We start from the raw sequence: 12,076 nt of genomic DNA, 5'->3' as shown, positions 1-12,076 counted from the left end.
CCTACTCCTTCTCCGGCACTTGCCGCCCGTCGACCCGCGCCTGATGTTCGGCCAACGCTACGTCAAGGTCCCGGACGTCGCCGTGGTCCCAGTCCCGTTCCCAGCCGCCGAGCGCCAGCGTCATCGCCAGCAGGCCGCCCGTGAAGCCCCAGACGAACATCCCCCCGACGTCGAACGCGGGGCCCTTCCAGTCGTAGCCCTTGCGCGTGACCTGGAACCGGTTGGCCGGATCGGTGAGCTCGCTGACCGGCACCCTGGCCACGGCCGCCGTCTCGCCAGGGTCGACGGCGTGCACCGGCGACGGCGTCCGCCAGTAGGCGAGCACCGGCGTCACGGCGAAGCTCGACACGGGCACGAACAGCTCCGGGAAGACGGCCACCGGCAGCACGCCCGCGGGCTCGACACCGGTCTCCTCCTCCGCCTCGCGCAACGCGGTGCCGACCGGGCCGCCGTCCTCCGGCTCGGCGCCCCCGCCGGGGAAGCTGACCTGGCCCGCGTGCGAGCCGAGAGTGTCCGCGCGGCGCTGGAGCAGGACGTCGGGCCCGTTCGGGCCCTCGCCGAAGAGCATCAGGACGGACGCGGACCGGTAGCTCGCGTCCGGTGGCACGCTGAACCGGCTGAAGGTGGCCGCGTCGACTTCGCCGCTGATCTTGACCAGCGGTTGCAGCCAGGCGGGCACGGCCTCCGGGTCCACGAGGGGGCCGGTCATGGTGTCCCTTCCACAGCGGCGCGCACCTGGTCAGTGTTCAGGAAGACGCGTGGGTTCTCGATGAGCCGGACGTCGCCGCCCGCCGTGACCAGGTACGTCGCCGGCAGGGAGGACGGGGCCTTCAGCGCCGTCCGCACGGGTCCGGTCTGTCCGTCACCGTCGAACACGGACGGCAACCGGACCCCCAGTTCGGCCAGCATCGCCAGCCCGTCGGCGCCGGAGCTCGCGACCTGGACGAGGAGCACGCGCGCGGCGCCGGGCAGCGCGGCGTACCGCTGAAGCAGCGGAAGCTCGGCGCGGCACGGCTCGCACCACGACGCCCACAGGTTGACCAGCACGGGACCGCCCGAGAGCGCCTTGGCGAGGTCGACCCTGGAGCCGTCGCCGAGGCACTCGACGTCGACTCCGCTCAGCTTCGCCACTTCACCGGGCCCAGGCGGGGGGCAGGGAGCGAGCGCGGCCTTCGCGCGCGCGGCCGTGAGATCCCCCGACGTCTTGGCGGGCGCCTGGCCGTCACGGGTCGTGAGCAACGCGACGATCAGGGCCACCACCAGCACGGCGGCACCGAGAGCCAGTTTGGTGACCCTGGTCACCGGCGGGCCGCCAGATCCAGGATGTGGTCACGCTCTTCGCCCTTGACCAGCTTCGCGGCCTCTTCGAAACCCGTCGGGCCGGTTCCGTACGAGGGGCACATCTTGGCCAGCGGACAGGCGCCGCAGGCCGGTTTGCGGGCATGGCAGACGCGGCGGCCGTGGAAGATCGTCCGATGCGACAGGAGCGTCCACTCCTTGCGCGGGATGAGCTCGCCGACGGCGTGCTCGACCTTGACCGGGTCCTCCTCCTCGGTCCAGCCCCAGCGGCGGACCAGGCGGCCGAAATGCGTGTCGACGGTGATCCCGGGGACCCCGAAGGCGTCACCGAGCACGACGTTGGCCGTCTTGCGGCCGACGCCGGGCAGCGTGACGAGGTCCTTCAGCTTGCCGGGCACCTCGCCGTCGTAGCGCTCCACCAGCGCGGCACCCAGCCCCATGACCGAGTTCGCCTTGGCGCGGAAGAAACCCGTCGGGCGGAGGTACTCCTCGAGTTCGGCGCGGTCGGCGCCGGCGTAGTCCGCGGCGGTCCGGTAGCGCGCGAAGAGCGCGGGCGTGACCTGATTCACGCGGACGTCGGTGGTCTGTGCCGAAAGCACGACCGCGACCAGCAGTTCGAGCGGAGTGGTGAAGTCGAGCTCACAGTGCGCGTCGGGGAACTCGTCGTCGAGGCAACGCTTCATCCGCCTGGCGCGTCTCACCAACGCGAGCCGGCTTTCACCCTTGCCCCCCGCACGGGGGGCATTGGTGGGGGCAGGAGGCACCCCGATAGCCTACGGGCGCCATCGGACGAGCCAGTGGGAGCATCCCGCCGGTCGACGGCCGACACGCCAGAGCACCACCTCGGCGCTTCGATCGAGGACGCCATGAGCGAGGATCTGGAGTAATGCACAACTTTTCGGAATTCCCTGGGCAGGGCGCATGACCGTCTGGTTCGTCATCCTCGTCCCCTTGGTGATCATGTTCTTCGCGCTGTTCATGGAACGCGTGGAGACCAGGCTCAAGCACGTCGCGGTGCAGGAGAACGAGGTCGAGGAGTTCCTCGAGCAGGCTCAGCCCAACGAGGTCAGGGCCCTTTACGGGCACGGCATCGGGCGCGCCCTCGAGCTTTTCCGGCTGCGCAGGCTGGGCGGGAAGGCGGCCAGGCTTCGCGCGCGACGCGTGCGGAGTTAGGCTCCACGTTCGAGCGAGATCGTTCCCGGCCCGCGCGCGCGTTCGGCGTGCCGACGAGCGATCTCGCGCGCACGACCTAGACTGACGCGAAAAGTGATCGACGACACGGTCCTCGGCAGAATGAGGATCGACGTCGTATCTCGATGAGGAGGCACCCGAGGTGGACGAAACCCTGGCCCGAGCGGGCATTTTCCAGGGTGTTGAGCCGGCAGCCGCCGAGGCGCTGGCACAGACCTTGGAATCCGTGGAGTTCCCTCGCGGGCATGTCATCTTCAACGAGGGTGAACCCGGCGACAAGCTTTACATCATCCAGTCCGGCAAGGTGAAGATCGGCCGCAAGTCACCCGACGGCCGCGAGAACCTGCTGGGCATCTTCGGCCCGTCCGACATGTTCGGCGAGCTGTCCATTTTCGACCCCGGCCCCCGGACGTCCAGCGCGACGACGGTGACCGAGGTCCGCGCGGTGACGATGGACCGCCCGGCGCTGCGGCAGTGGATCTCCACCCGCCCGGAGATCGCCGAGCAGCTGCTCCGCGTGGTCGCCCGCAGGCTGCGCCGGACGAACAACATGGTCGCCGAGCTGATCTTCACCGACGTTCCCGGCCGCGTGGCGCGGGCGCTGCTGCAGCTCGCGCAGCGCTTCGGCAGCCAGGAGGCCGGCCTGCTGCGGGTCACGCACGACCTGACGCAGGAAGAGATCGCCCAGTACGTCGGCGCCTCGCGCGAGACCGTCAACAAGGCTCTCGCCGACTTCGCGCACCGCGGCTGGCTGCGGCTCGAAGGCAAGAGCGTGCTGATCCTGGACCCGGAGCGGCTGGCCCGCCGCGCCCGCTGATTTCAAGTACATGAAGGCCCCCTTCATTGCGTCTAGCGCAGTGAAGGGGGCCTTCATGTACTCGTGCTGAAACACAACGAAGAGCCGGGCGCCACCCCCGACGTGGCGCACCGGCTCTTCGCTGTGCGCGGACCATCCCCCGACGATCCGCGCTCCCCGCCCTCCGGAACAAGGCCCCGACCCGTACGCCGGAGGGAGCTGGAAGCTGTGTGTCTGTCGTACAACCATCCACGGCCATCGGCCGTGAACTCAAGTTCTTTCACTCTCAAGGACGCCATCTGCGTCGATTTGTTGCCCCGAATGACCCAGAATCACCTGACTGTTACCCGATCGTGATGAACCTGGCCGATTCCTGGTCCGTAGTACCCGGATCCGGTGGTGACCAAACTTACCGCCGCAGATCTGGTACTCGCGTACCAAAGTGGTCATACTGGTACGCGTGTCCCAGTCTGTGTCCGCTTCCGCCGAGAGCCACCGCACCTCCCTCGCCGACTACCGCGCCGCGCTGACCGCGCCCGGATCCCGCGGGGCGGTGATCGCGTCGCTGCTCGCCCGCCTGCCGATCGCGATGATCGGCATCTCCGCGCTGCTCTACGTCCAGCGTGAGACGGGCTCCTTCGCCGCGGCCGGACTGGTGTCGGCCGGGTCGCTGGTGGGCGTCTCCGTGGGCGCGGTCGTGCAGGGGCGGCTCATCGACCGCTTCGGGCCGACCCGCCCGCTGCTGACCACCACGGTGCTCTTCGCGCTGGCGATGACCGGGCTGGTGTTCGCGATCGAGGCGCACGCCCCGACGCTCGTGCTGGTCCCGCTGGCCTTCGGCACCGGGATCACCGAACCGATGGTCGGTTCGGCCTCGCGTGCGCTGTGGACCCGGCTGCTGCCCGCCGGGCCGACGCGGAACGCCGCGTTCTCCTACGAGGCGATCAGCATGGAGGTCTTCTTCATCCTCGGTCCCGGGTTCGCGGGGCTGCTGATCGCCGCGCCGTGGGCGGGCACCGGCATCGTGACCGGCTCGCTGACCATGATCGCGGGGGCGGTGCTGTTCGCGCTGAGCCCGACCGTGCGCGCGTGGGGTCCGTCGCCGTCGACGGGCGGGAAACTGCTCGGCGCGCTGGCCAGCCCCGGGATGCGCACGCTCGCGATCGCCGCACTGGGTTTCGGCGCGGTGATCGGATTCGTCGAGGTCGCCGTCCCGGCGGCCGCCACCGAGGCGGGGAACACCTCCATCGGCGGCCTGCTGCTCTCGGCCTGGTCGGTCAGCTCGGTCGCGTTCGGCGTGGCGTACAGCCTGCGCCCGTGGCCGCGTCAGATGGGCCTGCGGCTGCCGGTGCTGCTGGCCGGGTTCGGCGCGCTGGTGGCGCTGCTCGCGCTGCCGGGTTCGCTCTGGGGCCTCGCGCTCGCCATGCTCGCCGCGGGCGCGCTCATCACGCCGCAGTCGACGACGCACTCGGCGGCCATCGAGATCGCCGCGCCGAAGGGTACGGCGGCCGAGGCGTTCGGCTGGGTGCTCACCGCGGTGACCCTCGGCCTCGCGTTCGGGCAGTCGATCAGCGGCTACCTCGTCGAGCACGCCGGGCACGAAGCGGCGTTCCTCGCCGCCGGCGGGGTCGGGTTCGCGCTCGCCGCGGTGGTGTGGCTGCTGCGCGGCACCTTCCGCCCCCAGCCGGCCGCGGCCGCCGCCGAAGCGCCCGAACTTGTCGGTGCCGCCCGCTAGCTTGCGGGCATGGACCTGACCGCCGCCACCCGCCCGCTTTCGTCCGCCGTTTCCGCCGCCGCCCGGCTGCTGCCCGCCCGCTCCGGCCTGCTCCTGCGCGCCGGGAAGGACGGGCTGACCGTCGGCGGCAACGACAGCGAACGAGCCGTCCGCCTGACCGCCGAGGCCATGGTCCACACCGATGGTGAGGTCCTCGTCCCCGCCGGGCCGCTCGCGGAGACGCTGCGCATGCTCGAAGACGACTTGGTGCGCCTGGTCGTCGAGGGCTCGCGGCTGGCCGTGCGGGTGGAGGGCGGGCGCTACGCGCTGCCGTTGCTGAGCCGCGAACTGAACCTCCCGGACATGCCGCCGAAGGTGTCCGAAGTGGACGGTCACGCGCTCGTGACCGCGTTGCGCACGGTCGCGGGCACGGCGGCGAAGGACGATGCGCTGCCGATGTTCACCGGCGTCCGCGTGCAGAGCTTCAGCCGCGAGCTGCGGCTGACGGCCTCCGACCGGTATCGGATGGCCGTGGCCACCCTTCCGCTGCGCTCCGAAGGCGAGCCGATCGACGCACTGGTCCCGGCGGGCCTCCTCGCCGAGACGGCGAAGCAGGCGCGCGGCCCCGTCGGCCTGCACGGCGACGGCACCCGGTTCGGGCTGAGCTGGGCGGGCGTCGCCGTCACCACCGCCGTGCTCGACGCGGGTTTCCTGTCGGAGAAGCTGATCGAATCGTCCACTGTGGACACAACGGTCGAGGTCGCCGCCGACGCGCTGGCCGCCGCCGTGCGCCGCGTCGGCGTCTACGCGGACGATCGCCGGGTGCTGACGCTGGAGGTCGGCGACGCACACCTGCGGCTGGCCAGCGCCAAGCGGGACACCGGGGAGGCCGAGGAAACGCTGAAGGCGCAGGTCTCCGGCGGCCGGACGTCGCCCTCGTTCCAGGCGCGCTACCTCCTGGACGCGCTGCAGGGGTTCGCCGGGGAACGGGTGCGGCTCGACATCCAGCCCGGGATGCGGGCCTGCGTCATCCGCGCGGTGGAGCCGGGCGATGTGGAGCTGACGTACTACGTGATGCCGATGCTGGCGCGCTGACGCCCGCTTTCGTGCGTGGCCGGGGCGGCTGGGCGGCGTGTTGCGAAAGCCACTTTCGCAACGTTGAAGGTTGCGAAAGTGGCTTTCGCAACCCGGTCGAGGTGGGTAGGCGTTCGGCCCGGATGGTTCCGTCAGCCCCTCCCGGGAGGTGTCGCGAAAGCCACTTTCGCGACGCCTGATGTCCCCAAAGTGGCTTTCGCGACACCGACGCTCGACGCGTCGTCCGGCACCCAAACGCTATGAAAGGTCCTTTCCTTGCAAATTTTGCAAGGAAAGGACCTTTCATAGCACGCTGCGGGATCAGGCGGAGGCGGCCTTCACTGCGGCCTCGATCTCCCCGAACGAAGGGTTCACCATCGCCTTCGAGCCCACGAACACCGTCGGCACGACCTCGTTCCCGTTAGCCACGGAACGAACCCGAGCGGCGGCCTCCGGATCCTCCCAGATGTTGACCCGCTTCACCTTGAAGCCGCTCTTCGACAGCGGCCGCTCCAGCGCGGCGCAGAACCCGCATCCGGGGCGCCAGTAGAACTCGACCTCGACGTCACTCATTCGCCGTCCTCCGACCTCAGGTAGTCCAACTGCGCCCGCACGCTCCATTCGGCGGGCGCCCACAAAGCCTTGTCGACGTCGGCGTAGACGACCTCGACCACCTGGCGCGGGGTGGCGTCCGCGCCGAGCGTCTCCAGTGCCGAACGCACCTGGTCGAGCCGTTCTTCCCGGTGCGCCAGGTATTCGCGCGCCGTCGCGGCCAGATCGGGTAGTTCCGGGCCGTGTCCCGGCAGGCCGACGGTGCCGTCTGGCAGCCCGATGAGCTTCCGCAGCGAGCGCAGATAGTCGCCGAGGTCGTGCAGCACGGTGGTGCCGCGGCCGAGGATGGTGTCGCCGGTCAGGATCTGGCCGTCGGACACCAGGCAGATCGAGTCGCCGGTGTGCCCGGGCGTGTGCAGCACCGACAGCCGGACACCGCCGGCCTCGATCACCTCACCGTCCACAAGGGACTTTCCGCCGATGCAGAGCTTCTCGTCGAAGGCCCGCACCGGGGCACCGACGCGCTCAGCGAACCAGGGCGCGCCCTCGGCGTGGTCGGGGTGATGGTGGGTGAGCACGATCAGCTCGACGTCGCCGGTCTCCGCCAGCAGCGTCAGATGCTCGATGTCCTCGTGACCGGGGTCGACGACCACGGAACCGGACGCGCCGGGCCCCCGCAGCACCCAGGAATTGGTGCCCTCCAACGTCATCGACGAAGGATTGTTCTCCAGCAGCACGGAAGTCGTCGGCGTGATCTGACGAAGCACGCCGTACGCGGGGGCGCTCACGCCGGGTCCAGGATGACGCGGACCTTGTCGCCGTCACGCACCAGCGTCGGCATGATCTTCGAGATCTCGCGCTCGGCGGCCTGAGCCGCGGCCGACGAGTCGAACTCGCCGAGTTCCGCGAGCGTGAGCCAGGTCGGTGGCATGAGCATGCGGCGGCCTTCCTTGGCATCGGCGATGGCCTCTTCGGGCCGCTGCCAGCCGGAGCTGACGGCTTCGGAGGTGGCGCCGTCCGCCTCCTGGCCCTCGGGCAGCACGGCGACGAAGAAGCAGGTGTCGTAGCGGCGCGGTTCCTGCGGCGGGGTGACCCAGTTCGCCCACGGGCGCAGGAGATCCGCGCGCAGCGTAAGGCCGTTCGCTTCGAGGAAGGCGGCGAGCGAGAGCTCGCGGGAGACCAGCTTCTCGCGGGCGTCGTGATACGGCGTCGTGTCGGTGACGACCGTGTCGCCGGTGCTCGCGAGCAACACGCCCGACTCCTCGAACGTCTCCCGCACGGCCGCGCACACCAGGGCACGGGCCAGCGACTCGTCGCAGCCGAAGCGCTCCGCCCACCAGGCGGGCTCCGGGCCCGCCCAGCTCACGGAGGTGTCGACATCGCGGGAATCCACGCCGCCGCCGGGGAAGACGGTCATCCCGCCCGCGAACGGCATGCCCTTCACGCGGTGCTGCAGGAAGACCTCGACGCCTTCGGCGCCGTCGCGGAGGAGGATCACGGTCGCCGCGTCCTTGGGCGTCACGGGCTCGCCGTCGGCGTTGGCGCGGGTGCCCACCCCGGCCCCCACCGGGATGTCGAATGTCAGTTCTTCAGCCACACCCGCAACCTAACACTGTGCCTGCCTGTCGAGCGCTGCCGCAAACACGCCGAAAGGGCGCCGCCGGCGGGCACCCGGAGTCGCGTGCGGATGGCGCCCTTTCATCGAGTTTCCGGGGCCTCCGGCCCAAAGAGGGCGCTCGACGAAGTCTCCGTCGGGCGCTGAGCGCCCTCGAGACGGCGTTTCGTCCTCTGGTTGCGATCGTTGCGCGTGCAACGACCGCATTCAGAGGACGAAACGCGTGGGGCTCGTCAGGAAGACCAGCCGCTGCTGCGCGAAGCGCCGTTCAGCCGGATCTTCGCCGCTTCGGCACGCTCCCGTTCGGCGAGCTCGGCGTGCAGCTCGCGCAGGAGCGCGCGGTCGCGCTCGCTCAGGCTGGGATCGTCGAGGTCGAGAGCGGGCAGCTCGACGACCTCGTGCATGCTCGGCTTGCCCGTGGCGATCTCGCGGCCCTTTTCGGGGTCCTCCTTGAGCGCCTGGCGAAGCTGCGCCACCTCGGCCGGGGTCAGGTCGGCCGTGCGCTCGGCACGGGTCTCCGCCCGCGACTTGCGCGGCGGTGCCGACTCCGACGAAGACGAGGACGACGTCGCCGCCGCCGGCGCCTGCTGCACGATCGGCACCACCGGCGCGATCGGCTCGGCCGGCTCGTGGCTCCCAGCACTCACCGGCCGCAGCCCGTGCCTGCTCGGCTGCTCCTTGACCGGCTCGGGAGCCGGGGCGGGAGCGGGCGGCGGAGTCACCGGTTCGGACCGAAAGTCACTGGAGTGGGTACTCCCGGTGACCCAGACGGGGCTCGCGGCCGAAGACGCGGCCTGGTGGTACGCGGACCGCGCGACGCCGGGGCCCGCGACCTCGACGACCGAGCGGATGCCCGCTCGGCGAAGCGCGGTGTCCACGCGGAACGCGACCGCGGGCGGGTTGCCCTCGGGCCCGATCTCGACCAGGACCACCCGCTGCGGCAGCGCGCCGGGCACACTGCCCGCCGGCGTGTTCCGCCACACCGCGTGCACCGACCGGACGTCCGGCAGCACCTGCAGGGTGCGGTCGAGCGCCTCGGCGAGGCCGAATTCGGGCTGGTTCTCCCCGGTGAACCGGTGGGTGAGCACCGGCTCGTCCTCCTCGACGACCAGCAGGTCGTTCGCCAGAGTGGCGTCGGACCGGCTCATCTCGAGGACGAGCGCGAGTTCGCGCTGTTCGGAGGAGCTCACCGGGATCTTCCCCGCGATCAGGGTGCCGGTGGTGAGCTCCACCGCTTCGTCGATGTGCGCACGCGCGATCAGCTCACGCGCTTCGGTCAAAGCACTGTCGTCGATACGACCCGCCAGGGCCAGTAACAGGTTGTGCAGGCGCAGGGGCACCGAGAACCCGTCCATGGGCGGGCCGTCGTGGACCTCCACCATTGCTCTGCTCCCTCCCGGCTCGCCTGGTGGAGCGAGCGTTAAGCGGCGACCAGCCGACTTCCGGTGTCCACCGCGCCCACGCAGACCAGCTCGGAGTTGGCGAGCGCGGTGCGGTGATAGCCGGTGAGGTCGATGCTCGGCGGGAGAACCTCGACGCCGGGCTCCTCGTCACCCAGCACGCGCAGGACGCGCTGCAGTTCGCCGGTCAGCCTCGGCAGGCCGTTCGTCGCCGTGACCAGGAGGACTCGTTTCGCCCCACCCTCGCCGACCACACCGAGGTGTCGCCAGCTTTGCCGCACTTCACCCACATCCGGCCGTCCCCGCAACGTCGCGTGGATCAATACGGACACAGAGTCGACGGAGTTCACCCATTCGGGCGCACTCTGCGTGAATGTGTACCTGGTCTCGGTGACGTCGTCTACCCCCAGGGTGGAACTCACCTGATGCCAGTCGGCCCCGTGAGGGATGAGTCCGGCGACTAGCAGGCGATACTCGGTTTGGTCCAGGTCGATCCTGTGCTTAAGCAAAGACCTGGGCAGGGTGCGCGCGAGCGTGCCCATCGCGCCCTCGCCCAGCCAGTCACGGAACCGCCACAAGAGCTGGTCCGGCAGCCGTCCGGCCAGCCGGAGCAGGAGCTCGTGCGAGGACCGCTCGATGTCCGGGTCCATCACTTCACCTCCACGATCAGTTCGATCTCGACCGGCGCCCCGATCGGCAGCTCGGCGACGCCGACGGCCGAACGGGCGTGGATCCCCGCCTCGCCGAAGATCTCGCCGAGCAGCTCGGACGCACCGTTGATCACCGCGGGCTGGCCGGTGAAGCCCTCCGCGGACGCCACGAACCCGACGACCTTGACCACCCGCACGACGTTGTCGATGCCGGCGACCGAGTCGACCGCGGCGAGGGCGTTGAGGATCGACGTCCGCGCGTACTGCTTCGCCTCTTCGGGGCTGACCTCGGCGCCGACCTTGCCGGTCGCTTCGAGCTCACCCTTCACGAAGGGCAGCTGCCCGGCCGTGTAGACGTGCGAACCGGTGCGGACAGCGGGCACATAAGCCGCCAGCGGGGCGGCGACGGCTGGCAGTTCGATACCGAGCTCGGCGAGCCGATCGCTCCAGGTCATGGCTTCAGGCCCTCAGTTCTTCGGTCGTTTGAGGTAGGCGACGTGCTGCTCGCCGGTCGGGTTCGGGAGCACGGTGACGAGCTCCCAGCCGTCCTCGCCCCACTGGTCGAGGATCTGCTTGGTGGCGTGGATCAACAGGGGGACGGTCGCGTACTCCCACTTGGTGGCGCTCATGCCCGGGAGCGTAGCCAAACCGGCAAGGGCGCCCGACACACATGCGGAAAACCCTCTCGCGACCGGTTCGCCGATTTCCCGTCGATGTGGTTCACTTCACACCTACTCGGGAGTAGATAGGACGCCGACATGCGGACGACGAAGTCCCTCGCCGCCACCTTCCTGGCCGCGGCCCTTGCCCTGATCTGCACTTCACCCGCGACCGCCGAGGAGGAACTTCCCGTCCCATGGACGCTGGCCGCGGCGCTGCCCGCACAAGCGGCGAACCCCGGCGGCCCGCCACCCGGCGCGAACGACTTCGACTGCCGTCCGAGCGCGGCCCATCCGAATCCGGTGGTGCTCACCCACGGCCTCAGCGCCAACCAGACGGTGAACTGGCAGACGTTCGGCCCGCTTCTCAAGAACCAGGGGTACTGCGTCTTCTCCCTCACCTACGGCGTCCCCGGGGAGCCGCTGCCGATCTACCAGCCCGGCGGACTGCTGCCGATGGAGCAGAGCGCGAAGGAGCTTTCCGCGTTCATCGACAAGGTGCGCGGCGCGACCGGCGCGTCCAAGGTGGACATCCTCGGGCATTCCGAAGGCACGCTGATGCCTTCTTACTATGTGAAGTTCCTCGGCGGAGCGTCCAAAGTGGACAAGTACGTCAGCCTGACCCCGCTCTGGAACGGCACGACGTTGTTCGGCGCCTCGCATCTCTACGCGCTCGCCGGCGCGCTGGGGCTCGCGCCCGGGTTCAACGGCATCCTCGACCCGCTCTGCGGTTCGTGCCGCCAGTTCCTGCGCGGTTCGGAGTTCCTCACGAAGCTGCGCTCGGGCAACGGCGTCTTCCAGCCTGGCGTGACCTACACGAACATCATGACCCGCTACGACGAAGCCGTCGTCCCGTACACGAGCGGCATGGGCTCCGGCCCGAACGTGAAGAACATCGTGCTCCAGGACAGCTGTCTGCTGGACCTGGCCGAGCACGCCGGTGTCGCCGCGGACCGCAACGCCGCCGGGCACGTCCTCAACGCGCTGGACCCGGCGCATGCGAAGCCGGTCCCCTGCGTGCCCGCGACCCCCATCGGGAGCTGACCGAAGCGCGTGAAGGCCCCCTTCCCTCGGCTGAGCCGAGGGAAGGGGGCCTTCACGCGCGTTCGGCGGCGCTACGGTGGGC

15 protein-coding genes are annotated in these 12,076 nt (G+C 70.2%); 5 read left to right on the top strand and 10 right to left on the bottom strand.

The features are described from left to right. Window position 1: 1 nt before the first annotated feature. Genes DMC61_RS35330 through nth form a run of 3 tightly spaced genes read right to left on the bottom strand, consistent with a single transcriptional unit; the run spans window position 2 to window position 1,982 of the window. A complete protein-coding gene (locus DMC61_RS35330) occupies window positions 2-709 on the bottom strand; it encodes a CoA pyrophosphatase (RefSeq protein WP_125694861.1) in 708 nt (235 codons plus the stop codon). After that, complete coding sequence (locus tag DMC61_RS35325; protein ID WP_125694859.1) at window positions 706-1,302, bottom strand: TlpA disulfide reductase family protein; 597 nt, start codon at window positions 1,300-1,302, stop codon at window positions 706-708. The genes DMC61_RS35330 and DMC61_RS35325 overlap by 4 nt, the downstream gene beginning before the upstream one ends. Continuing rightward, window positions 1,299-1,982, bottom strand: coding sequence for an endonuclease III (gene nth / locus DMC61_RS35320; RefSeq protein ID WP_125695050.1), 684 nt, complete (start codon window positions 1,980-1,982; stop codon window positions 1,299-1,301). The genes DMC61_RS35325 and nth overlap by 4 nt, the downstream gene beginning before the upstream one ends. Window positions 1,983-2,220: 238 nt before the next feature. On the opposite strand from nth, the gene DMC61_RS35315 reads away from it, so the two are divergent. The 4 genes from DMC61_RS35315 (at window position 2,221) to dnaN (ending at window position 6,095) form a co-directional block, all read left to right on the top strand. Further along, the gene (locus DMC61_RS35315) at window positions 2,221-2,472 is read left to right on the top strand and encodes a hypothetical protein (protein WP_005166943.1); all 252 of its coding nucleotides are present in this window, start codon (window positions 2,221-2,223) and stop codon (window positions 2,470-2,472) included. Window positions 2,473-2,632: 160 nt separating this feature from the next. Continuing rightward, the gene (locus tag DMC61_RS35310) at window positions 2,633-3,307 is read left to right on the top strand and encodes a Crp/Fnr family transcriptional regulator (RefSeq protein WP_003081747.1); all 675 of its coding nucleotides are present in this window, start codon (window positions 2,633-2,635) and stop codon (window positions 3,305-3,307) included. Window positions 3,308-3,758: 451 nt separating this feature from the next. Beyond that, window positions 3,759-5,021, top strand: a complete 1,263-nt coding sequence (locus DMC61_RS35305; protein WP_199750185.1) for an MFS transporter — start codon at window positions 3,759-3,761, stop codon at window positions 5,019-5,021. Between the two features lie 9 nt (window positions 5,022-5,030). Next, window positions 5,031-6,095: a DNA polymerase III subunit beta gene (dnaN, locus tag DMC61_RS35300; RefSeq protein WP_125694855.1), complete on the top strand. Its 1,065-nt coding sequence runs from the start codon at window positions 5,031-5,033 to the stop codon at window positions 6,093-6,095. Between the two features lie 300 nt (window positions 6,096-6,395). On the opposite strand, the gene DMC61_RS35295 is transcribed toward dnaN, so the two are convergent. The 7 genes from DMC61_RS35295 to DMC61_RS35265 all read right to left on the bottom strand — a co-directional run bounded on the left by DMC61_RS35295 (window position 6,396) and on the right by DMC61_RS35265 (window position 10,920). Next, window positions 6,396-6,647: a glutaredoxin domain-containing protein gene (locus DMC61_RS35295; RefSeq protein ID WP_063277327.1), complete on the bottom strand. Its 252-nt coding sequence runs from the start codon at window positions 6,645-6,647 to the stop codon at window positions 6,396-6,398. Next, entirely contained in the window at window positions 6,644-7,414 is a 771-nt protein-coding gene (locus DMC61_RS35290) for an MBL fold metallo-hydrolase (protein ID WP_125694853.1), read from the bottom strand. Before DMC61_RS35290 ends, DMC61_RS35295 begins: the two co-directional genes overlap by 4 nt. Next, on the bottom strand, window positions 7,411-8,223 hold the full coding sequence (locus DMC61_RS35285) for an NUDIX domain-containing protein (RefSeq protein WP_125694851.1): 813 nt from the start codon (window positions 8,221-8,223) through the stop codon (window positions 7,411-7,413). The genes DMC61_RS35290 and DMC61_RS35285 overlap by 4 nt, the downstream gene beginning before the upstream one ends. 251 nt (window positions 8,224-8,474) lie before the next feature. Beyond that, on the bottom strand, window positions 8,475-9,623 hold the full coding sequence (locus tag DMC61_RS35280) for a hypothetical protein (protein WP_125694849.1): 1,149 nt from the start codon (window positions 9,621-9,623) through the stop codon (window positions 8,475-8,477). A 38-nt stretch (window positions 9,624-9,661) separates the two neighbouring features. After that, window positions 9,662-10,291 (bottom strand): hypothetical protein, encoded by a 630-nt coding sequence (locus DMC61_RS35275; RefSeq protein WP_016337887.1) that lies wholly within the window; start codon window positions 10,289-10,291, stop codon window positions 9,662-9,664. Next, window positions 10,291-10,746 (bottom strand): RidA family protein, encoded by a 456-nt coding sequence (locus DMC61_RS35270; protein ID WP_016337888.1) that lies wholly within the window; start codon window positions 10,744-10,746, stop codon window positions 10,291-10,293. The genes DMC61_RS35275 and DMC61_RS35270 overlap by 1 nt, the downstream gene beginning before the upstream one ends. A gap of 12 nt (window positions 10,747-10,758) precedes the next feature. Continuing rightward, complete coding sequence (locus tag DMC61_RS35265; protein WP_016337889.1) at window positions 10,759-10,920, bottom strand: DUF4177 domain-containing protein; 162 nt, start codon at window positions 10,918-10,920, stop codon at window positions 10,759-10,761. 129 nt (window positions 10,921-11,049) lie between these two features. Here DMC61_RS35265 and DMC61_RS35260 point away from each other — a divergent pair, with 129 nt between their 5' ends. Continuing rightward, complete coding sequence (locus DMC61_RS35260; RefSeq protein WP_125694847.1) at window positions 11,050-11,994, top strand: triacylglycerol lipase; 945 nt, start codon at window positions 11,050-11,052, stop codon at window positions 11,992-11,994. Window positions 11,995-12,076 lie beyond the last annotated feature (82 nt).

It is taken from the genome of Amycolatopsis sp. WAC 04169, assembly GCF_003947535.1.
Classification (GTDB): domain Bacteria; phylum Actinomycetota; class Actinomycetes; order Mycobacteriales; family Pseudonocardiaceae; genus Amycolatopsis; species Amycolatopsis keratiniphila.
The sequence above is the reverse complement of the archived record's forward strand: the minus strand, read 5'-3'. Positions and strand labels throughout refer to the sequence as shown.